The sequence below is a fragment of the Pseudoblastomonas aquimaris genome (assembly GCF_035481675.1).
Lineage (GTDB): Bacteria > Pseudomonadota > Alphaproteobacteria > Sphingomonadales > Sphingomonadaceae > Alteriqipengyuania_B.
On sequence record NZ_JAYJJW010000001.1, the window covers coordinates 665859 to 686306 of the forward strand.

Here is a 20448-nt window from a genome sequence, read left to right on the forward strand (position 1 = left end):
GTCAATGTCGATTACCATCCTCTTTCTCCTCGCTCTGGGTCTCGGGGTCGCGGGCTGGCTTGCCGGCCGCGCCCGGGCCTGGAGTTTCCAGAGCGCGGACCCCGGGCGCCGATTGCGTGCGCGTCCGAACTATCATGGATGGTATCTCGCTTTGTGGATCGCCGTTCCGGCGATCCTCTTCGTTGCGCTGTGGGGTGCGCTGGCGCCCGAACTGGTCAACCAGTCCGTGCTGGCCCACCCCGCCGCGTCGTCCCTGCCCGAATTCGGCATCCAGCGGGACACGATCCTGTCGGAAGCCCGCGCCGTTGCGGAAGGCTCCGCCAACGCCGTCTTCAACGACGAGGCGCGCGACCTGGTGCAGCCCTTCCGCGATGCGATCGCGCAATACCGCCTGATCGGTATCGCCGCGACCATCGTGATCGCCTTCCTCGCCGGCGTGTTCGCCTTCCTGCGCCTGCGCCCCGATTTCGCCGCCCGCACGCGGGTGGAGCGCAGCGTCATGGCGCTGCTGCTGGTCGCCTCGCTCGTCGCGATCCTGACGACGCTCGGCATCTTCGTGTCGCTCATCTTCGAAACGCTGCGCTTCTTCGGCATGGTCGGCCCGATCGATTTCCTGTTTGGCACGCAGTGGAGCCCCAACCTGGGCAGCGCGTCCACCACGCCCGACCCCACCGAATACGGCGCGATCCCGCTGTTCTGGGGCACCATCTTCATCGGCGCGATCATTGCCATGATCGTCGCCATCCCGCTCGGCATGATGAGCGCCATTTACCTCACGCAGTACGCCCGCCCTGCCACCCGTAAGTGGCTCAAACCCGCGCTGGAGATCCTCGCCGGGGTTCCCACGGTGGTTTACGGCTATTTCGCCGCGCTGACCGTGGCGCCGTTCGTCCGCGACCTTGCAAATGGGGTCGGCATCCAGAACGCATCGAGTGAAAGCGCGCTTGCCGCAGGTCTGGTGATGGGTGTGATGATCATCCCCTTCGTTTCCTCCATGGCCGACGACAGCATGGCCGCGGTCCCAAGCGCGATGCGCGACGGCAGCCTCGCGATGGGCGCGACGGAGAGCGAGACGATCAAGAAGGTCCTCGTCCCCGCCGCCCTGCCGGGTATCGTCGCGGGCGTGATGCTGGCCGTCAGCCGCGCGATCGGCGAGACGATGATCGTCGTCATGGCCGCCGGCGCCGCCGCCAACCTGACGGCCAACCCGCTCGAAGCGATGACCACAGTCACGTATCAGATCGTCGCCCTGCTGACGGGCGAGAACAGCTTCGACCACCCTGCGACGCTCGCCGCGTTTGCGCTGGGCTTCGTCCTGTTCCTCGTCACCCTCGGCCTCAATTTCATCGCCCTGCGCGTCGTCAAGAGGTTCCGCGAAGCCTATGAGTAAGGCCGCCCTCCCCCCGACCCGGACCGACGCCTACCGCGCGCGGCTGAAGACCCGTTACGCCAAGGAACGGCGCTTCAAGCTGCTGGGCCTCGGCGCCATCATCTTCTCGGTCGCGATGCTGCTGTTCCTGCTAGGCACGATGACGTGGAACGGCATCGGCGGTTTCCAGCGGGCCGAGGCGCGCGTGGACTTCGATTTCCCGACGCTGGGCCTCGCGATGGACGACAACACGCTCGCCAGCCCGCAGGCCGTGCCCCAGCTGGAAACCGCGGGCCTGCGCGACATCGTCGAATTCTCCGCCGAAGAGCAGCTTGGTGCTGCCGCGACCGAATTGAATAGCGAGGCGTGGCGCGTCGCGGCCCGCCGCATCGTGGCGGACCCCTCCATCCTGCGGACCGAGAGCTCCATTTGGTTGCCGGTGTCGGACGACCTGGCCGCCGGTCTCGACGGCAGCGGCACACCGGAAATGGTCGCGCTGGCCCGCCATCTCGACAGCGAGGACCGACTGGCCAAGAATTTCGACCCGGGCTTCCTGACCCGCTCCGACGCAACGGACCCGCAGCTGGTCGGCATCTGGGGCGCACTGAAGGGCACATTGCTGACGATGCTGGTCACTCTGCTGCTGGCCTTCCCGATCGGCGTGCTTTCAGCCCTCTATCTCGAGGAGTACGCGCCCAAGAACCGGTGGACCGACCTGATCGAAGTTTCGATCAACAACCTTGCCGCGGTCCCTTCGATCATCTTCGGCCTGCTCGGCCTCGGCGTGTTCCTGACGATCTTTCCCAACTTCCGCTCCGCCCCGCTGATCGGCGGGATGACGCTGGCGCTGATGACGATGCCGGTGATCGTCATTTCGGGCCGCAACGCGATCAAGGCGGTACCGCCGAGCATCCGCGACGGAGCGCTCGCCGTGGGTGCCTCCAAGATGCAGACGGTGTTCCACCACGTCCTGCCGCTCGCCATTCCCGGTATCCTGACCGGCACGATCATCGGCATGGCCCGCGCGCTGGGCGAGACCGCCCCGCTGCTGCTGATCGGGATGCGCGCCTTCGTCGCCACCCCACCGAGCGACGTGACCGCGCCGGCCACGGTGCTGCCGGTGCAGATTTTCCTCTGGTCGGACGAGATCGACCGCGGCTTCGTGGAGCGTACCTCCGCCGCGATCATCGTCCTGCTGATTGTGCTACTGGTTATGAACGCGGCCGCGATCTACCTTCGCAACCGCTTCGAGAAGAGATGGTGATGAACAGCCAAGTGATCGACAACGCCGCCGCGCACGAGGGCATGGAAGCCCTCGATGCCAAGATGACGGCGGACAATGTCTCCGTGTATTACGGGCAGAAGAAGGCGATCGACGACGTGTCGATCAGCATTCCCGACAATTTCGTCACCGCCTTCATCGGCCCGTCGGGCTGCGGGAAGTCCACTTTCCTGCGCGCGCTCAATCGCATGAACGACACGATCGATTCCGCACGCGTGGAGGGTACGATCTGCCTCGACGGCGAGGATATCTACACCGGCGGGATGGACGTGGTGGAACTGCGCGCCCGCGTGGGCATGGTGTTCCAGAAGCCCAATCCGTTCCCGAAGTCGATCTACGACAACATCGCCTATGGCCCCAAGATCCACGGGCTTGCGGAAAGCAAGGGCGACCTAGACCGTATCGTCGAAAAATCGCTCCGCCGAGCCGGACTGTGGGAAGAGGTGAAGGACCGGCTCGAGGATAGCGGCACTGCGCTGTCGGGCGGCCAGCAGCAGCGCCTGTGCATCGCCCGCGCCATCGCGGTCGACCCCGAAGTCATCCTGATGGACGAGCCCTGCTCCGCGCTGGACCCAATCGCGACTGCCAAGATCGAGGAACTGATCGCGGAACTGCGCAATCGCTTCGCCATCGTGATCGTCACCCACTCAATGCAGCAAGCGGCCCGCGTGTCGCAGCGCACGGCCTTCTTCCACCTCGGCAAGATGGTGGAATACGGGCCGACGGACGACATCTTCACCAATCCGCGCGAAGAGCGTACGAAGGATTATATTACAGGACGTTACGGTTAATGAACGACCATACAGTCAAGGCGTTCGACGAGGACATCACCAAGCTCCGCGGTCTGATCTCGGAGATGGGCGGCCTTGCCGAACTCTCCATCCAGGAAGCGCTCGATGCGCTGGTCAAGGGTGACGAGGACCTCGCCAAGGGCGTGATCGAGCGCGACAAGAAAATCGACGAACTGGAAAACGCCGTCGACCGGCTGACCGTGCGCGTCATCGCCCTGCGCGCACCGATGGCGGACGACCTTCGCGAGATCATCGCCGCCATCAAGATCGCCGGCGTGACCGAGCGGATCGGCGACTACGCCAAGAACATCGCCAAGCGCGTCGGCCGGATTGAGGGCAAGTCGCATTTCGAACCGCTGACGCTGCTGCCCGCGATGGGCGAGATCGCAGCGGAAATGGTCCACGACGTGCTGACCGCATACGCAGCGCGCGATCCCGCAATGGCCGCCGAAGTGATCGAGCGCGACGACAAGGTCGATGCGTTTTACGACAGCATCTTCCGCAATCTCGTCAGTCACATGGTCGAAAACCCGGCCACGATCGGCACCGCGGCGCAGATGCTGTTCATCGCCCGCAATTTGGAACGCATCGGCGACCACGCGACCAACATCGCCGAGATGGTCTATTATTCCGCGACTGGCGAGTACCCGCCCGAGCACGAAGACTGAGGACCACGCCATGGCCCGCCCCCGACTGCTGCTGGTAGAGGACGATCCGGGCCTGTCGGAATTGCTGGAATTCCGTTTCCAGGCAGAAGGGTACGAGGTCGTATGCACGGCCGATGGCGACGATGCGCTGCTGCTCGCCGCCGAAACGCCGCCCGATCTCGTCATCCTCGACTGGATGATCGAAGGCACCAGCGGGATCGAGGTCTGCCGCCGCCTGCGCCGCGAGCAGGCGACCGCCCACGTGCCAATCATCATGCTGACCGCGCGGGAGGCGGAGGACGACCGTATCCGCGGGCTCGACACGGGCGCCGACGATTACGTCACAAAGCCCTTTTCGCCGCGCGAATTGCTCGCCCGCGTCTCCGCCGTGCTGCGCCGGGTACGCCCTGCGCTGGCAGGGGAATCGCTGTCGGTGGGCGACATCGTGCTCGATCCCGTGGCCCACAGCGTGGAGCGGCGCGGCCAGGCGCTGCACCTCGGCCCGACCGAGTTCCGCCTGCTTAAGTTCTTCATGGAAAGCCCGCGCCGCGTCTTCAGCCGCTCGCAATTGCTCGACGGCGTGTGGGGAACCGGCAGCGAGATCGAGGAGCGCACGGTCGACGTCCACATCCGCCGCCTGCGCAAGGCGATCGAGATCGACGGCAGCGACGACCCCATCCGCACCGTCCGCGCTGCCGGCTATGCGCTGGAGCCGGTAGGCGGCTGATGCAGCCGGTCATTTATGCGCTGCTGGCATTGACCGTAGCCGGATTGGTCGCAGCGGTTTTCATGTCCGCCAGACGGCAGAGGATGGAGCGAGAGCCCGAATTGCCGCTGCCATCGCTCGCGATCCGTGTGTCCGGTTGGCGGAAAGCGGAATTGCAGGCGATCCTCGCCAAGTTCGATGAAATGTATGGCGTTGGCAATGCGAAGCTGACGGCACTCGACGCCGGAATCTACGCCATCGGTTTCCGGTCCGGCCTGACGGCGACGAACGCCAGTTTCCTCGTCAACTACCTCCACTACCCACACGATTTCGATCTCGACAATCGCAAGATCGTTGCCGCCGCGCGCTATCCGGCCAAGGCCGCGTTCGGCCTGCCGCACATTACCGACGCGGACGATCGGTTGACGATCTACGTACCGGTGCCGGACGATCGCCATGACCGGGTGTGGGGCGTCGTCGGAAAGTCCGGCCGCGTCCTGGAACAGGATTTCGGGCGTATGGCGTGGAAGCCCGTCGATGGCAAAGTGCCCGATGCGGTGGGCCGGCTATTTGTCGGGTGAGCTGGGCAGCTTATGGGCAAGCCTCTGTCCGGCGCGGCGTCGCCAGCGCTTCCAGCCCCAATAGCATCCCCCCGCCGCCAAGGCGCAGCCGAGCAGGATGACGCCGCCCACGGTGATGGCCGCGGTAACCAGCGCCAGCATCAGCGACAGCACGAATTCCAGCACTTCCTTCATGCGCGCGAGGCCGTGCCAGCAGCCACGTCAGCGGCACACGCCGGTATAGCGGCCGGACTGGTCGAGATGGAAATGATCGGCGTGGGCTTCATTGTAATCGGGCGATAGCACGGTTGCGAAGATTTCGCATGCATCGTCACGCACTTGGCGCAAGAAACGCGCCTCCTCACCGTCGCCTTGCCAATCCCCCAGCACGCTGACGCGGCGACCGTCCTCCAGCACGAACGCCGCAATGTCGATGGCATTGCCGGTGGCGTGTTCGCTCCAGCGCCCTTCGGAAGCGCCGTACATCCGGCGGCAGCTGTAGGTACCGAAATGCTCGATCCGGGTGATGGGGGAGCCGAGGATTTCGCGCGCGGCGGGCTCCAGCGAGCGGCGCTGCCACAGTGCGAAACCCGCGGCGACGGGGCAGGTGCTGACTGGCCGCCCCGGCGCGAGTGGCGCGTTTGCGAGCACGGTGCGGTCATCCCTGCGGCACTCCCCCTTCCCGGCCGGATCGAGCGCGCGAAATTCGATGCCGCTGCGCTCCAGAACGGCGCGGCACTCCGCGGGATCGCTACGCAGTGCGACCAGCTTGGCCTGCGTCGCCCAGCCCGGCGGATCGCCCAGGTCGAGTGGTGCCCACGGATCGTGCTGGGGATGGTCGCCCAGCCACGCGCGGCCCGCCAGCACCACGCCGGCCAGCGCGAGCAGTAGAAGAATCCTGCGGTCCAGCTTGAATCGACCGACGCGGCGGGAAATTTGCATTGTCAGTGAAAGTCGCGGGACTTGGGAATGATCCGCACGTCGCGGGGGTGGCCGCCCGATTGCGGGCCGTGGAAGCCGCATTCCCGGTTGCCGGGCGGCGGTTCCTGCCACGGTTCGACCGGCTTGTACGGATCCTCCGCCCCTTCGCGCAAATCGTTGCGGGGGTTGGCCTTGCCCGACGGCAGCGGCGAATTGACATGGTCCGCACGGGCCAGCGGCGCGCTGAGCAGGTCGTCGGACAGGCGATACAGTTCGTGGCTGGCGTCGGTCATGTGGTGGGCGATGACGTGGATCACCTCGTCGTCGTACTCCACCCGCCCGCGCACTTCCATCAACCGCGCGCCCATCACCACGGTGCGCTGCTTTTCCTTCAGGTCCGGCCATACGACGAGGTTGATGACCCCCGTCTCGTCCTCCAGCGTGATGAAGCACACGCCCTTCGCGCTGCCCGGCCGCTGGCGGATCAGGACCACGCCCGCGACATGGACCATACTGCGGAACTTGCGCGCGCGCAGGTCGCATGCCCGCACGAAGCCGCGTTCCGCCAGGCCGGGTCGCAGGAAGGCCATCGGATGGGCTTTCAGGCTGAGGCGCGTGGTCTGGTAATCGGCCACCACTTCCTCCGACAGGGGCATCGAAGGCAATGCGGTCGCGCGCCCTTCTGCCCCTTCGTCCCGCGCGGCGGCGGCGGCGAACAGCGGCAGGTCCGGCGCACCGACCAGGCTGCGCGCATCCCACAGCGCCTGCCGCCGGGGCAGCTGCATCGAGGTGAAGCAGTCCGCACTGGCCAGGCGCTCGATATGCGCGGGCGAGATCCCGGCCCGATCGCGCAGGTCGCGCACGTCGCGATAGGGGCCGTTTTCCGCCCGTTCCGCCAGCAGCCGCGCGGCGACATGTTCGGGCAGTCCGTCGACCTGCCGCAGCCCGAGACGCAGCGCGAGGTGCCGGTCGAGGCTGCCCTTGTCTCCCTCGGAAGGTCCTTGTTCACCGACCTTCTCCAGCGTGCAATCCCACTCGCTGCCGTTCACGTCCGCCGGCAGCACTGCGACCCCATGCTCGCTCGCATCGCGCACGATCTGTGCAGGCGCGTAGAAGCCCATGGGCTGCGAATTGAGCAGCGCGCAGCCGAAGGCGGCCGGGAAGTGGCACTTGAGCCAGCTCGACACATAGACGAGATGCGCGAAGCTGGCCGCGTGGCTTTCGGGAAAGCCGTATTCGCCGAAGCCGCGGATCTGGTTGAAGCAGCGCTGGGCGAAGTCGCGGTCGTAACCGCGGTCCACCATCCGCTCCACCATCATGTCCTGCAATTCGTCCACCATGCCGCGGCTGCGGAAGGTCGCCATCGCCTTGCGCAGCCGGTTCGCCTCCTTGCTGGAAAACTTCGCAGCATCGAGAGCGATCTTCATCGCCTGCTCCTGGAAGATGGGCACGCCCAGAGTGCGCTCGAGGATGCTGGAAAGCTCGTCCGGCGGGCCGTGATCACGGCCCGGTGCGGGAATGACGACCGGCTCCTCCCCCCGCCGCCGCTTCAGGTAGGGATGCACCATGTCGCCCTGGATCGGCCCGGGACGGACGATGGCGACCTGGATCACGAGGTCGTAGAATTCGCGCGGGCGCAGGCGCGGCAGCATGTTCATCTGCGCCCGACTTTCGACCTGGAACACGCCGAGCGAATCCCCCTTGCGCAGCATGGCATAGGTTTCCGGGTCCTCGCGCGGGACGGTGGCGAGCTCCAGCGGTCTTTCGTAATGGTTTTCAAGAAGGTCGAGGCATTTCTTGATACAGGTCAGCATGCCGAGCGCGAGCACATCGACCTTCAGGATGCCCAGCGCTTCGATGTCGTCCTTGTCCCATTCGATGAAGCTGCGATCCGGCATCGCCCCGTTGCCGATCGGCACGGTTTCGGTCAGCGCGCCCTCGGTAAGGATGAAGCCGCCGACGTGCTGCGACAAATGGCGCGGCATTCCAATCATTTGCTGCGTCAGCTTGAGCACGCGCCGCAAGTGCGGATCGGCGATATCCATGCCGGTTTCCGCAACGTGCCCCTCGCCGATTTCCTTGCCCCACCCGCCCCACACGGTCTTCGCCAGCGCCGCCGTGACGTCTTCGGTCAGGCCCATCGCCTTGCCGACCTCGCGGATCGCCATGCGCGGGCGATAGTGGATGACGGTTGCCGTCAGGCCGGCACGGTGGCGGCCGTACTTGCGATAGAGGTACTGGATCACCTCCTCGCGCCGCTCGTGCTCGAAATCGACGTCGATATCGGGCGGCTCCTTGCGGTCTTCCGAGATGAAGCGGTCGAACAACAGCTGGTGGTGGACCGGATCGACGCTGGTGATGCCGAGGCAATAGCACACCGCCGAGTTCGCCGCGCTGCCGCGCCCCTGGCACAGGATCGGCGGATCGACGTCATTTCGCGCGAAATCGACGATGTCCTTGATGGTGAGGAAATAGCGCGCGAGGTCCATCTTGCCGATCAGCGCCAGCTCGCGCTCCAGCGTGTCGGCGATGTGCTCCGGCACACCCGCTGGATACCGCCTTTCCGCGCCCCACCACGTCTCGATCTCCAGGTGTTCCTGCGGACCCATCCCGTCGGGATAGATCTCCTGCGGGTATTCGTAGGCGAGCTCGTCCAGGGCGAAGTCGCACGCATCGGCAACCGCGCGCGCCGCCACGATGGCATGGGGCCAGCGCTCGAACAGTTTTGCCATCACTTCCGGCGGCTTGAGGTAGCGTTCGGAATTGCCGTGGAGCAAGTGCCCGGCCCGCGCGACGGTGGTCTTGTGCCGGATTGCCGTCATCACGTCCTGCAGCGGGCGGCGCTGCGGTGCATGGTAATGCACATCGTTGGTGGCGAGCAGCGCGAGGCCGTGCGCCTTTGCCAGCGCGTCGAGCCGGTCGATCCGGGCGATATCGTCTCCGGTGTACAGATAGCTGGCGGCAAGGTGGTGAAGGGTGGGAAGTTGCCGAGTGAGGTGCGCGAGGATTTCGGCGAAGCTTCCTTCCATCTCCACTCTCTCTACGTCACCCCAGACCTGATCCGGGGTCCCGCTTTCTTCCGAAGACAGCGGGACCCCGGCTCGAAGGCCGGGGTGACGAAAAGGGACGACATTGCTTTCGACCTCTATCGAGAACTTTGCGTCCAGATTACACGGCGGGATTGCGATCAACTGCACCCCTTCGCTGTGCGCGGCGAGCAGCGCGAGGTCGATGTCGCACTCCCCCTTCGCCTGCCATTCGCCGTCCAGCGTTTGCATCCGGCCCGCGCTGATCAGGCGGCACAGGCGTCCGTAGGCGGCCCGGTCACGCGGATAGGCGAGGAAGGCGAGGCCTTCGACCGTCTCGATCCGGCAACCGATCACGGGCTGCAGCTTCAGCGTGTTCGCCTCGGTATGGATGCGCACCACGCCGGCCATGGAATTCACGTCCGCGATGCCGATCGCATCGTAACCGGCCGCCCGCGCCGCCAGCACCAGGTCCACCGCGTCGGACGCGCCGCGCAGGAAGCTGAAACAGGAAACGAGGCCGAGTTCGACGAAGGGCGCGCGCGGCGGCGCGTCTATGCCGTCCGGATCGAGCTCGATCGTCCGCTTGGGTATCTGGAGATCGTTTTCGGGCATGTCACCCGGCCAGCTCCTCCAACCGCTGCCGCACGGCGGCAAGGTCGGCCTGGAACAGGCGCTCCTGCTCGTCGCGCGCAGGGCCGTCGAGCCGCAGCAGGTAAGAGGGGTGGGCCGTGATCCACAGCTCGCTTGCCCCGGAACCATCGACAGGGTCCAGCGGGATCGGCGTGCCGCGCGCCTTCGAAATGCTGACCGTCTTGCCCAGCATTCCGCGCGCCGCGCTCGCGCCCAGGGCCAGCACCAGCTTCGGCTTCACGATCGCACGCTCGGCCTCCACCCACCAGCGGCAGGTGTCGATTTCCTTCGCGTTCGGGTTCTGGTGCAGCCGCCGCTTGCCGCGCATCACGTATTTGAAATGCTTCACCGTGTTCGTGACGTAAGCCGCGCCGCGATCGATCCTGGCGCGTTCGAGCTGCGCGTCGAGCAATTGCCCGGCGGGGCCGACGAAGGGCTTGCCGGCCATGTCCTCCTGGTCGCCGGGCTGTTCGCCGACGATCATGAGACCAGAAAAATCGCTACCATCATCCGGCCCCTCGCCCATTACGGCCTCGTTCTCCAGCTCGCCGATCGGGCACTTGCGGCAGCCGTGGATCGCCTTGTCGATGGCGGCGAGCGTATCGGGGCGCTCCTCGAATTCCAGTTCGCCGGCGGCCACCATCTCGCTTTCCCTTTTCTGCGCGCCCGCGATGAGTTCGGGGATGAGCTCGGCCTCGGGCATGTTTTTCCAGTAGCGGCGCGGCATTTCCTTCAGCATCGCCCCCACTTTCAAACGTGCGGGGTTGAAGATGGATGCGTAATACTTGCGCCACAGCGCCTCGACCGGGTCGCCGCCGGGTGCATCCTCGCGCCGCGCGGGGCCGCTTTCGCGCATCGTCTCGCCATCCCAGTGAAGGCAGCCCTTCGGCGTCAGGATCGACCAGTTCATGTTGGCGAAGCGGCGCTTGAAGAAGCCCGCATTGGCGCGCACGATATGGTGGTCGGGTTCGAACCAGGCGACGTAGTGCCCGCCGCCTTCCCCGTTGCCCTCCCCGTCGCCATCCGCCTCGCCCTCAGCCTCTCCGGCGTCATCCTCCACGAGCCGGAAGCGCACGAAGGCGTGCATCTTGTGGCTGTCGCGCCGCACGGTGCGGTCGAGTTCCTCGAGCCGCCGCACGTCGTTGTCGGTGCGGTCCTCCAGCACGCGCGGGTTCGATTGCTGGCGCCACAGCAGGCGATAGAGCAGCGCGAAGCGATCGGTATCGGAATGGAGGATGGCATTGCGCGCCAGTTTCACGAAGCGCTTGCTCGCCCGCACGATGCGCGCCGGATCGTCCGGCACCGGCGTCCGCCGTTCGCCATGCGCAAACAGGTCCCCGCTGCCGCCCGGGCCGACCCAGGCGATCCGGTCCGGCGGCACGTCGCATTGCACCAGCGCGCGCGCCCGTTCCCGCCAGAAGGCGAAATCGTCATGCTCCGGCAGGTTCACCACGTAATAGGTGCCGAGCTTTACGTGCTGCAGCCCAGTCATCGCAAACCCCTCATGCCGCGAACAGCTCCAGCTGCTCCTGCTTCGGGGCGAGCAGCGCGCGCAAGTCGCCGCGGTCGGTCAGCGTGGTCGGCCGCCAGTCGAGCGCGCAGATGAAAGGCCGCACCTTGGTGATCGAGACGGTCAGCTTGCCGACATCCTCCAGCCTGAGCGTCCGATGGCGGCGCGCGGCGATAATCTGGTTCACCGCCCGCACGCCTAGTCCCGGGACGCGCAGCAGCGTCTCGCGCGGGGCGCGGTTGACGTCGACCGGGAAGCGTTCGCGAAACTTCAATGCCCAGGCGAGCTTGGGATCGATGTCGAGCGGTAGGTTCCCGTCCGCCTCGGTCGCCTGCATCACCTCGCGCGCCTCGTAACCATAGAAACGCATCAGCCAGTCCGACTGGTAGAGCCGGTGTTCGCGGATCAGCGGCGGGCGCTTCAGCGGCAGCACCGCGCTCGCATCGGGAATGGGGCTGAAGGCGGAGTAATAGACGCGGCGCAGGCGGTATCCGTCGTACAGGCGGCTGGCCTTGCCGACGATGTCCGCATCGCTCGCCCCGTCGGCGCCCACGATCATTTGGGTGGACTGGCCGGCGGGCGCGAAACGGGGCGCGTGGCGGAACCGCTTGCGTTCGTCCTTCGACTGGCGGATCGCCATCTTCATCCCGCCCATCGCGCCTTCGATCTGGCGCGCATTCTTGTCGGGCGCGAGGCGGGTCAGCCCCGCATCGGTCGGCAGTTCGACATTGATCGAGACCCGGTCGGCATAGAGCCCGGCCTGGTGCGCCAGCTGCGGATCGGCTTCGGGAATTGTCTTCAAGTGGATGTAGCCGCGAAAATCGTGCTCCTCGCGCAGGATCCGCGCGACCTCCACCAGCTGCTCCATCGTATGGTCGGAGCTCTTGATGATACCGGAGGAGAGGAAAAGCCCTTCGATGTAGTTGCGGCGATAGAAGCTGAGCGTGAGGTCCGCCACTTCCTGCGGCGTGAAGCGCGCGCGGCGCACGTTGCTGCTCTTGCGGTTGATACAATAGTGGCAATCGAAGATGCAGTGATTGGTCAGCAGCACCTTCAGCAGGCTGATGCAGCGACCGTCGGGCGCATAGGCGTGGCAGATGCCCATCCCTTCGGTCGAGCCGATGCCTTTTCCGCCCAGCGAGTTCTTCTTCGCCGTGCCGGACGACGCGCAGGAGGCATCGTATTTCGCCGCATCGGCGAGAATCTCCAGCTTCTCTATCGTCGTCAGCGCGCCCATGTGTTCTATATATGTTCGCAGGTCGGACTTGGCTAGGGGGATTCCAACCTGCCCGGCAAATGATTGAAGTCTTGGAACATCCCGCGCCGTCGCGCCGTTCGGGAGGCAGACAGAACGAAAGGATAATCCATGCCCAATATCACCACTCGCGACGGAACACGCCTGCGCTGGAAGGAGCTCGGCGAGGGACGCCCGGTCATCCTCATCCATGGCTGGCCCCTGTCGGCCGACAGCTGGGACCCGATCATGATGAAGCTGGCCGACAACGGCTATCGCGCCATCGCCTACGACCGGCGCGGGTTCGGCCATTCCGACCATGCGAAATCAGGTTACGATTACGACACGTTCGCCGACGACCTGGCCGACGTGATGAAGGAAACCGGGGCGACCGAAAACGTCGCGCTCGTCGGCTTCTCGATGGGTGGCGGGGAAATCGCCCGCTACATGTCGCGCCATGGCGGCAGCGGCGTGACGCAGGCGGTGCTGGTCAGCTCGGTCGTGCCGTACATGCTCAAGACCGACGACAATCCCGACGGCGTGCCGCAGAGCACGTTCGACGAGATGACGCAGGGCATGAAGGATGATTTCCGCAAGTTCTTCACCGGCTTTTTCAAGGATTTCTACGGTGACGGCGTAAGCGACGAGGAACGTCACTGGGCATGGCAGACCACCATGCACGCCAGCCAGTACGGCACGCTGCAATCGGCCGCTGCATTCGCCACCACCGACTTCCGTCCCGACCTGCCCAGCTTCACCGTGCCGACGCTGGTGATCCACGGGACCGAAGACGTGACCGTGCCGATCGACGCGACGGGCCGCGCGGTGGCAAAGCAGGTCGATAGCGCCGAACTGATCGAATACGAGGGCGAACCGCACGCCGTCTTCGCCACCCAGACGGACCGCTTGGGCGACGATATCCTCGCCTTCCTCAAGCGCTGAGAAAGACGCAGGCTAGATCGAGCCTGAAAGGGAGGCGCGTTCCGCAAAGGAACGCGCCTTTTCCTTTGCCTCCGACCGCAGGATGGCGGCGGCGACGCAGGCGACGAATACGGCTCCTTCGAGAGCGGCATTCACCGACGGCGGCAAGGCCGAGCCGATCTGCAGCCGGGCTTGCGGAAAGGACCGCAGCAGGCCGGCGAGGCTGTCGCCCATCAACGCGCCGCCCGCCAGATGGACGAGCAGCCCGGCCGATCCGCCGATGACTGCGCACGCCGTAACGCGATAGCCCATCGCAAGGCCCCAGGTTACGGCGACGCCCAGACCGGTCGCCGTCCCGATCAGCGCACCTTCGAGCACGCCGGTCATGGCCGTGGGTGCGCTTCCCGTGAGCAAGGCGAAACCGTCCGACAATACGAGGCTGGCAAGCGCCCCTGTCACGATACCGCCCACGGCCCCGCCGGCGATGGCCCACCAGCGCGCAGGCGGCTGTACGAAGCGCGACGCCGCTACTCCGGTGGCGATGCCCATGCCCGAGATTGCCGCTGCCGCCACACTCGCGACGACGACCACCAGCACGATCGAAAGCGCAGACCCGCGTCCGCTATCGACCGAACCGGCCTGCGCGCCGTAGAACAGCCCGACCAGGACTCCCGCCAAAGCGGCGCCCAATGCGCCAGCGGTCACGGTGCGGAGTAGTCCGGCTCGCGTCGAAGTGCTCGCTTGACGGGCGACTTGCGGCTTTATGGCTGAATGCACGGGGGCGACGAAGCGGTAACCGTGCTTCGGCACTGTCTCGATGAAGCGCGGCGATGCGGCATCGTCACCCAGCGCCTTGCGAAGTGCGCGGATGGCCTGCGTCAATGCATCGTCCGTCACCGGCACGCCCCGCCAGACCTCGTCCATGAAACGGTCCTTGGTGACCAGTTCGCCCGGTTCGCGCGCCAGCAGCACCAGCGCGTCGAGATAGCGTGCGCTTATCTCCACCGGCTGTCCCCCGCGCAGCAGGGTGCGGTTGGCCGGATCGAGCGTGAAATCGCCGAAAGTCAGCGGCATGTCGCGCATTTCAGCAATTCCTCAGGCTCCCCTCATGGCTTTCACCGCCGGCCCTGGCAGGGATAGGCCTCCACATACGAATGAGGCAAGACATGACCAATCAAGAGATTACCCGCCCCGCCCTGCTGAACCCGTGGCGCTTGCTCGGCTGGGGAATCGTCGCGACGCTGATCGCCATTCCCGCCGTCGCCACGCTGTTCTTCGGCTTCACCGGATGGACTGGCGAGGATTTCGTAGCCGCCATCATCATGCTGGGCGGCGTGGGCCTGGCGTTCGAAATGGCCATGCGGGCGAGCGGCAGCTGGGCCTATCGCGGCGGCGCGGCGGTTGCGCTGGGCGCGGCGCTGCTGCTGCTGTGGGCCAACGGCGCGGTCGGCATCGTCGGGAATGAGGGCAACGCCATCAACTTATGGTTCAACCTCGTCCCGCTGGTGGCTCTGTTCGGCGCGATCGGGGCGCGGTTCAAGGCACGCGGCATGGCAGCGGCGATGACGGCGACCGCGGTGTTCCAGCTGGTCGTGGGCGTCATCGTCCAGTCCTATGGACACTTCGCCTGGGTGTTCACCGGCATCTGGTTCGGCGCGTGGATGGTATCGGCTTACCTGTTCCGCAAGGCGGCCGCGCAGGCGGGCGATCAGGCGGCGTAGTTTTCGAGATATCCGCACCGGGTGCACCGCTCGGTGCGGATTTCGATCTTCTTGCGGCCTTTCGTCTTGAGGCCGGTCCAGATGCTCTTGACCGGCTTGCCGGCCATCCAATGGCTGACCATCGCGGAGCCGCTGCCGTAGTTGGAATCGAGGACGAAGCCGGTTTCCATCCGGCCGTCGCACTTGGGGCAGGTCTTGCTCATGCGCTCTCCTTTGCGTGTGCACACCCTTAGGCGCACCCTAGGCGCACCCTAGGCGCACCCTAGGCGCACCCTAGGCGCACCCTAGGCGCACCCTAGGCGCACCCTAGGCGCATAGGCCCTGCAAATACCAGTCCGGCATGCCGCCCCGCCCGTCGCCGATCAGGCCGTGGCGATAGATCCAGTAGCGCCGGCCCGCGCCGTCCTCGATCCGGTAATAGTCGCGCAGGCGGACGGTCGATTTCTCGCGCCACCATTCGGGCGCGATCCGCTCCGGCCCCTCGACCCGCGCGACTTCGTGCACCTCCCCCCGCCAGCGGAACTTCTGCGGGAAGCCGTCGGGCGTGGCGTAGAGCACTGCGATAGGCTCCGCCCGGTCGAGCAGCTTGAGCGGGCGGGCGTGGAAAGCCAATTGCTCCTGAAAACCATGGGGGCTGGGCGGTTCGGCCTCCAGCGGCGGCTGCCAGCGCTGGGCGCGCTCCGGGATGTGGCTGGCGAAGGGCACCGGGCGGCGCACCGCATGCGGGCCGAGCCGTACGGTCAGCCGGTCGACGCAGGCCGCAAGGCTGGTGCCATGGTCTTCCGCCGCTGCCTCCAGGTCCCGCTGGCCGAGGTCGAGCGGTTCGGACCACGAGGCGCGCATCCGAACGCTCTCGATCCCGAAGCCGGCGTCGATATCGTCGAGCTTGGCGGCGAACAGGCGGCAGATATGCGCTGCATCGCGGGTGGCGGCGGCCATTTCCAGGCGGCGGACGATCACCTCTCCATCCACGCGCCAGACGCCGATCTCCAGCCTGCGCGCGCCCTCTCCCTTCGCTTCCAGCTCGCGCGCCATGTCGGCGGCAAGGTCGCGCACCACCTGGTCGAGCAGGTCGCGGTGGCGGATCGGTTCGACCAAGCGGCGCTGCACCAGCGGCATCTGCGGCGGGATCACCGGCAGCAGCGGCTCTGGCACCTTGCCGAGCAGCTGGTCGAGCCGCACCAGCGGGTTCGCGGCAGGCGCGCGGCGGTTGCGGAACCGGCGGTGGAGCGCATCGCGGCCCTCGCGCTCGGCAAAGCGGTCGGTCAGGTCGCCGATCCGCTTCAGGCCGAGCCGGCGCAGGATGACCAGCACATCCTCGTCGAGCCGCAGGGCCGCCACGGGCAGGCCGGAAAGCCGCGCCACCGCATCGTCATCGGGGGACAGGATCGCGCGGTCCGGACCGTAGTGGGAAAGCGCCCAGGCCGCGCCTGCCGTGGGCGCAATGGCGAGTCGCGCCGCCAGCCCGCGCTTCGCGAACAGCGCCGCCGCATCGGCCAGCAGCCGCTCCTCGCCCGCGAACAGGTGCGCCGCGCCGGTGATATCCACCAGCAGCGCATCGGGCGCGTCCATCGCCGTCCACGGGCCCCAGCGCTGCGCCCACGCGGCAAGCCGTTCGAGGAAATCGAGATCGCCCGCCGGATCGGAGGGATGGACCGCCACTTGCGGGCACAGCGTACGCGCATCGGCGAGCATGGAGCGCGGGCGGATACCGGCAGTCCGGCCGGCATCGTTGACCGCATCGATGCGCGGCCCGTGCGCGGTCTCTGTAATGAGCACCAGCGGCCCGGCGTCTTCCCCCTGCCCCCGGAGGCATCGCGCCGCCTGCCGCCAGCGATCGAGCGACAACTGCGCCAGCCAGATCGACAGGATCCGGCGCGGTGAGCGGTTTCCGGGCGGCGGGGACATGCGAGCGCCGCCCCTCAGGCCGTGCGGGTGCGGGAAAACCTGGCGAGGAAGCTGCCGATACGCTCTCCGTTCATCATGGCCCCGCTCATCATGGCCCCGTTCATCACCCCATTGCCGAAATCCGTTCGTCCCGAGCCTGTCGAAGGACGCGCGCCAAGCCGGCCTCCCTCTTCTTCCTGCAGCACGAAACTGGCCGGGCGGTGGCGGCGGGCGCGGAACAGTTCGGCCTGCCAGCTCGGCGCGCCGGGCGCATCGGCGTTCCAGCGTGGGCGCGGCGAGGCGTGGCTCGCCACCTCCCACCGCATGCGGGCGGAAGACAGGTCGCGTTGGGCATCGAGGCGGACAAGGAACAGCGGCACGCCGTGCCTTTCGCTCGCCAGGCTCAGCCGGCGCGAGGCGGTGAAGTCGAGCGCGCGCGGATTGCCTGCCAGCTCCCCGATCACCGCGGCAAGGTCGCGGCAGCGCACCGCCTCTTCCAGCGTGAACAGCAGGTCCTGCGCATTTTCCGCCTCGACATGGATGAGCCGGTGGCGCAGCCCTTCCGGCAGGCCGGGGCGATAGGGGCGCCCGGTCAGCCGGATGGCGCGGCGTTCCTGCACCCACAGCACCGCGCGCCGATCCTCCGCCTCGGCCAGCGGCCCCGGTTCGGCCTGGGCGCTGCGCAGCTGGTCGAGCGCGAGCGCCAGTGCGGCAGCCCCGCCCGTGCCATCGCGCGAGGAAGCGAAAATCTCGCTGTGCAGCGCCATGTCGCCGCGCCCCGGCTGCCAGTCCGGGCTGCGCGAGCCGGGCAGGCTGCGACAGGGAACGGCAGGCACGCCGGCAATCCCCGCACGGGGCGCCGGAGCCGGGATGGAAGCGGCATCGGTCATGGCGAATCAATTTCTATGTTCTATTTATGTTCCAACATTCGCGGCTTGGCAATCGCCGGAACAAAACCCCTCCCCCGCCCATTGGGCGGGCAAAGGAGAAAACCATGAACTACGAGCAAGGCGATGCAGACGAACTGAAGACCAAATTCTGGAAGGCGTTTGCCGATTCACCCTTCTGCTTCCTCGAACGCAAGGCCCAGCCCGAAGGCGCCGTGGTCATGACCGCGCAGCTCGACAAGGATGCCGACAGCGAAATCTGGTTCTTCACCACCAAGGACAACCACCTCGCCCAGATGGGCCCGGCCATCGTGACCTATGCCGGCAAGGACAACCAGATCTTCGCCCGGGTCGAAGGCACGCTGACCGAAGAAACGAGTCGCGAGCGCCTCGACAAGCAGTGGAGCAAGATCGTGGAAGCCTGGTTCCCGGGTGGCAAGGACGATCCCAACCTGATCATGCTGCGCATGGACCTCGCCAAGGCGGAGATCTGGAACAGCGACCTCGGCCTGATCAACAATGCCAAGATGCTGCTGGGCAAGGACGTGCGCGAGGAAGCCGCGGAAAACCACGTCGAAACGGCAATCTGACCCGTTACGAAATCATTCCCGTGCCTTGAACAGCGTATGGAATGACAAGGGGCCGCCTCCGGCATGGAGACGGCCCCTTTCTCTTGCCCTCAATCCGGCCTGGACGGCGTGTCGATCGGGAAATCGTGCTCGCTGCCGCCGATGGCATCGACCACTTCGACCACGCCCTTGCCCAGATGGCTGCGGCTGCGGCTGTAGGCGAAGTAGATCACGATTCCGATCACCGACCAGATCGGCAGCATCAGCATCGCCGCAGCCGGCAGGTTCAGGAACAGGAACAGGCAGCCCGCCACGGTCAGCGGAGCCACGATCCAGACACCCGGAACGCGGAAGCTGCGCGGCCGCCCGCCGTCCGTTCGGCGCAGCACCATCACCGCCACCGCCACCATCAGAAACGCATAAAGCGTGCCCGCATTGGCGATGTCCGCCAGCTGGCCGACCGGGAAGAACGCCGCACCGATGGCCACCAGGATGCCCGTGATCGCCGTGACGACATAGGGCGTCTTCCACTTCGGGTGGACCTTGGACAGACCATCGGGAAGCAGCCCGTCGCGGCTCATCACGAAGAAAATGCGGGTCTGCGCGAACAGCAGCACCAGGATGACCGAAGGCAGCGCCAGGATCGCCGCGTAGCCGAGCATGTTGCCGATCGCGCCGAAGCCGATTTCGCGCAGGACATGGGCCAGCGCCTCGTTGGAACAGACCAGCGCGTCGGCATATTGCGGCATGGCGCATTGCCGCGCGAGCTCTTCCGAACCTGCCGGGAACGGCACGCCGCCCGGCCCCATGATGGGCTGGCCACCGATGGTGCCGATAGCCCCTGCCGCGACGAGAATATAGAACACGGTGCAGAACAGCAGTGACCCGATCAGGCCGATCGGCACGTTGCGCTGCGGGTTCTTGGTCTCCTCTGCTGCGGTGCTGACGGCATCGAAGCCGACATAGGCGAAGAAGATGGTCGCCGCCGCGCCCACGGCACCAACCCCGGTGCCCCATCCGCCGAACACGCCGGCAGGCAGGAACGGGTTGAAGCGCGCGCTGTCGAACTCGCCGCTGGTCAGCGTGAGGCCGATGAACAGCGTCAACGCCGTCACCTTGACCAGCACCAGCACGGCGTTGACCTTCGCGCTTTCGCTCGTCCCGATCATCAGCAGCCATGTGACCAGCAGGGCGATGATCAGCGCCGGCAGGTTGATCAAGCCGCCCGGGGCCCCGCCCAGCGCCAATGGCCCGGCGGTAAGCCACGGTGGCAGGGCTATGCCGAACGTGTCGTTCAAAATCGTGCCGGTGAAATAGCCGGACCAGCCCACGGACACGGCGGATGCGGCGATGGCGTATTCCAGCACCAACGCCCAGCCCACGGTCCAGGCGAGGAATTCGCCCATCGTGGCGTAGGTGTAAGTATAGGCCGATCCCGCCACGGGGATCATTGAGGCGATCTCCGCATAGCAGAGCGCGGCGACGATGCAGACCGCCCCCGCGATGACGAAGGCAAGCATCAGGCCGGGACCGGCCTTCTGCGCGCCTGCGGCAGTCAGCACGAAAATGCCTGTGCCGATAATGCAGCCGATGCCGAACAGCATCAGCTGGAACGCTCCCAGCGACCTGTGGAGCGATTTCTTCTCCGCCGTCGCCAGAATGGCGTCAAGCGGTTTAATCCTGTCGAAAATCATGGACCGTCAGGCCTCCACGGCCCGCCCGCGGACTGCCCGCGGGCCGATTGCCGCAATGCGCGAATTACGCCCGACGAAAGGATTCGAAAA

The 20448-nt window shown here is 66.3% G+C and carries 19 protein-coding genes; 9 read left to right on the plus strand and 10 right to left on the minus strand.

Going from position 1 to position 20448, the window contains the following annotated elements; genetic code table 11:
* Positions 1-4 precede the first annotated feature (4 nt).
* The 6 genes from pstC to VCJ71_RS03235 all read left to right on the plus strand — a co-directional run bounded on the left by pstC (position 5) and on the right by VCJ71_RS03235 (position 5376).
* Complete coding sequence (gene pstC, locus VCJ71_RS03210; RefSeq protein WP_324639050.1) at positions 5-1390, plus strand: phosphate ABC transporter permease subunit PstC; 1386 nt, start codon at positions 5-7, stop codon at positions 1388-1390.
* Complete coding sequence (gene pstA / locus VCJ71_RS03215; protein ID WP_324639052.1) at positions 1383-2633, plus strand: phosphate ABC transporter permease PstA; 1251 nt, start codon at positions 1383-1385, stop codon at positions 2631-2633. Before pstC ends, pstA begins: the two co-directional genes overlap by 8 nt.
* The gene (pstB, locus tag VCJ71_RS03220) at positions 2633-3442 is read left to right on the plus strand and encodes a phosphate ABC transporter ATP-binding protein PstB (protein ID WP_324639054.1); all 810 of its coding nucleotides are present in this window, start codon (positions 2633-2635) and stop codon (positions 3440-3442) included. Before pstA ends, pstB begins: the two co-directional genes overlap by 1 nt.
* Positions 3442-4110, plus strand: coding sequence for a phosphate signaling complex protein PhoU (phoU, locus tag VCJ71_RS03225; protein ID WP_290135226.1), 669 nt, complete (start codon positions 3442-3444; stop codon positions 4108-4110). The genes pstB and phoU overlap by 1 nt, the downstream gene beginning before the upstream one ends.
* Before the next feature lie 10 nt (positions 4111-4120).
* Positions 4121-4816, plus strand: coding sequence for a phosphate regulon transcriptional regulator PhoB (phoB, locus tag VCJ71_RS03230; protein WP_324639056.1), 696 nt, complete (start codon positions 4121-4123; stop codon positions 4814-4816).
* A gap of 62 nt (positions 4817-4878) precedes the next feature.
* Positions 4879-5376 (plus strand): hypothetical protein, encoded by a 498-nt coding sequence (locus tag VCJ71_RS03235; protein ID WP_324639057.1) that lies wholly within the window; start codon positions 4879-4881, stop codon positions 5374-5376.
* Here the strand turns inward: VCJ71_RS03235 and VCJ71_RS03240 are convergent.
* The 5 genes from VCJ71_RS03240 to VCJ71_RS03260 are packed head-to-tail and all read right to left on the minus strand — an operon-like array spanning position 5362 to position 12682.
* Positions 5362-5550: a hypothetical protein gene (locus VCJ71_RS03240; RefSeq protein ID WP_324639059.1), complete on the minus strand. Its 189-nt coding sequence runs from the start codon at positions 5548-5550 to the stop codon at positions 5362-5364. The two genes, VCJ71_RS03235 and VCJ71_RS03240, sit on opposite strands and share 15 nt — an antisense overlap.
* Before the next feature lie 27 nt (positions 5551-5577).
* Positions 5578-6297 (minus strand): extensin-like domain-containing protein, encoded by a 720-nt coding sequence (locus VCJ71_RS03245; protein ID WP_324639060.1) that lies wholly within the window; start codon positions 6295-6297, stop codon positions 5578-5580.
* 2 nt (positions 6298-6299) lie between these two features.
* Positions 6300-9917 carry an error-prone DNA polymerase gene (locus tag VCJ71_RS03250; protein WP_324639061.1) on the minus strand — a complete coding sequence of 1206 codons (3618 nt, stop codon included), beginning with the start codon at positions 9915-9917 and terminating at the stop codon, positions 6300-6302.
* A 1-nt stretch (position 9918) separates the two neighbouring features.
* Positions 9919-11427: a UdgX family uracil-DNA binding protein gene (locus VCJ71_RS03255; protein WP_324639062.1), complete on the minus strand. Its 1509-nt coding sequence runs from the start codon at positions 11425-11427 to the stop codon at positions 9919-9921.
* 10 nt (positions 11428-11437) lie between these two features.
* The gene (locus tag VCJ71_RS03260; protein WP_324639064.1) at positions 11438-12682 is read right to left on the minus strand and encodes a putative DNA modification/repair radical SAM protein; all 1245 of its coding nucleotides are present in this window, start codon (positions 12680-12682) and stop codon (positions 11438-11440) included.
* 129 nt (positions 12683-12811) lie between these two features.
* Between VCJ71_RS03260 and VCJ71_RS03265 the strand changes: the two genes are divergently transcribed.
* Positions 12812-13621, plus strand: a complete 810-nt coding sequence (locus tag VCJ71_RS03265; protein WP_324639065.1) for an alpha/beta fold hydrolase — start codon at positions 12812-12814, stop codon at positions 13619-13621.
* 12 nt (positions 13622-13633) lie between these two features.
* Here VCJ71_RS03265 and VCJ71_RS03270 read toward each other — a convergent pair whose 3' ends face one another.
* Positions 13634-14683 (minus strand): winged helix-turn-helix domain-containing protein, encoded by a 1050-nt coding sequence (locus tag VCJ71_RS03270; RefSeq protein ID WP_324639067.1) that lies wholly within the window; start codon positions 14681-14683, stop codon positions 13634-13636.
* Between the two features lie 83 nt (positions 14684-14766).
* Between VCJ71_RS03270 and VCJ71_RS03275 the strand changes: the two genes are divergently transcribed.
* On the plus strand, positions 14767-15321 hold the full coding sequence (locus tag VCJ71_RS03275) for a hypothetical protein (protein WP_324639069.1): 555 nt from the start codon (positions 14767-14769) through the stop codon (positions 15319-15321).
* Here the strand turns inward: VCJ71_RS03275 and VCJ71_RS03280 are convergent.
* The 3 genes from VCJ71_RS03280 to VCJ71_RS03290 all read right to left on the minus strand — a co-directional run bounded on the left by VCJ71_RS03280 (position 15309) and on the right by VCJ71_RS03290 (position 18098).
* Positions 15309-15524, minus strand: coding sequence for a hypothetical protein (locus VCJ71_RS03280; RefSeq protein ID WP_290135236.1), 216 nt, complete (start codon positions 15522-15524; stop codon positions 15309-15311). The two genes, VCJ71_RS03275 and VCJ71_RS03280, sit on opposite strands and share 13 nt — an antisense overlap.
* Positions 15525-15627: 103 nt before the next feature.
* Positions 15628-17229: a DUF6504 family protein gene (locus VCJ71_RS03285; protein WP_324639072.1), complete on the minus strand. Its 1602-nt coding sequence runs from the start codon at positions 17227-17229 to the stop codon at positions 15628-15630.
* Between the two features lie 14 nt (positions 17230-17243).
* On the minus strand, positions 17244-18098 hold the full coding sequence (locus VCJ71_RS03290) for an ImuA family protein (RefSeq protein ID WP_324639074.1): 855 nt from the start codon (positions 18096-18098) through the stop codon (positions 17244-17246).
* Between the two features lie 104 nt (positions 18099-18202).
* On the opposite strand from VCJ71_RS03290, the gene VCJ71_RS03295 reads away from it, so the two are divergent.
* Entirely contained in the window at positions 18203-18685 is a 483-nt protein-coding gene (locus VCJ71_RS03295) for a pyridoxamine 5'-phosphate oxidase family protein (RefSeq protein WP_324639075.1), read from the plus strand.
* A gap of 89 nt (positions 18686-18774) precedes the next feature.
* On the opposite strand, the gene VCJ71_RS03300 is transcribed toward VCJ71_RS03295, so the two are convergent.
* On the minus strand, positions 18775-20358 hold the full coding sequence (locus VCJ71_RS03300; protein WP_324639077.1) for an amino acid permease: 1584 nt from the start codon (positions 20356-20358) through the stop codon (positions 18775-18777).
* Between the last annotated feature and the right edge of the window lie 90 nt (positions 20359-20448).

Coding starts and splice junctions, on each gene's coding strand:
- VCJ71_RS03295 (WP_324639075.1), top strand. CDS start 18,203: ATGAACTACGAGCAAGGCGATGCAGACGAACTGAAGACCAAATTCTGG.
- VCJ71_RS03245 (WP_324639060.1), bottom strand. CDS start 6,297: ATGCAAATTTCCCGCCGCGTCGGTCGATTCAAGCTGGACCGCAGGATT.
- VCJ71_RS03285 (WP_324639072.1), bottom strand. CDS start 17,229: ATGTCCCCGCCGCCCGGAAACCGCTCACCGCGCCGGATCCTGTCGATC.
- VCJ71_RS03290 (WP_324639074.1), bottom strand. CDS start 18,098: ATGACCGATGCCGCTTCCATCCCGGCTCCGGCGCCCCGTGCGGGGATT.
- VCJ71_RS03255 (WP_324639062.1), bottom strand. CDS start 11,427: ATGACTGGGCTGCAGCACGTAAAGCTCGGCACCTATTACGTGGTGAAC.
- VCJ71_RS03300 (WP_324639077.1), bottom strand. CDS start 20,358: ATGATTTTCGACAGGATTAAACCGCTTGACGCCATTCTGGCGACGGCG.
- pstC (WP_324639050.1), top strand. CDS start 5: ATGTCGATTACCATCCTCTTTCTCCTCGCTCTGGGTCTCGGGGTCGCG.
- VCJ71_RS03265 (WP_324639065.1), top strand. CDS start 12,812: ATGCCCAATATCACCACTCGCGACGGAACACGCCTGCGCTGGAAGGAG.
- VCJ71_RS03250 (WP_324639061.1), bottom strand. CDS start 9,917: ATGCCCGAAAACGATCTCCAGATACCCAAGCGGACGATCGAGCTCGAT.
- VCJ71_RS03270 (WP_324639067.1), bottom strand. CDS start 14,683: ATGCGCGACATGCCGCTGACTTTCGGCGATTTCACGCTCGATCCGGCC.
- phoB (WP_324639056.1), top strand. CDS start 4,121: ATGGCCCGCCCCCGACTGCTGCTGGTAGAGGACGATCCGGGCCTGTCG.
- VCJ71_RS03260 (WP_324639064.1), bottom strand. CDS start 12,682: ATGGGCGCGCTGACGACGATAGAGAAGCTGGAGATTCTCGCCGATGCG.
- VCJ71_RS03280 (WP_290135236.1), bottom strand. CDS start 15,524: ATGAGCAAGACCTGCCCCAAGTGCGACGGCCGGATGGAAACCGGCTTC.
- pstB (WP_324639054.1), top strand. CDS start 2,633: ATGAACAGCCAAGTGATCGACAACGCCGCCGCGCACGAGGGCATGGAA.
- pstA (WP_324639052.1), top strand. CDS start 1,383: ATGAGTAAGGCCGCCCTCCCCCCGACCCGGACCGACGCCTACCGCGCG.
- VCJ71_RS03275 (WP_324639069.1), top strand. CDS start 14,767: ATGACCAATCAAGAGATTACCCGCCCCGCCCTGCTGAACCCGTGGCGC.
- VCJ71_RS03235 (WP_324639057.1), top strand. CDS start 4,879: ATGTCCGCCAGACGGCAGAGGATGGAGCGAGAGCCCGAATTGCCGCTG.
- VCJ71_RS03240 (WP_324639059.1), bottom strand. CDS start 5,550: ATGAAGGAAGTGCTGGAATTCGTGCTGTCGCTGATGCTGGCGCTGGTT.
- phoU (WP_290135226.1), top strand. CDS start 3,442: ATGAACGACCATACAGTCAAGGCGTTCGACGAGGACATCACCAAGCTC.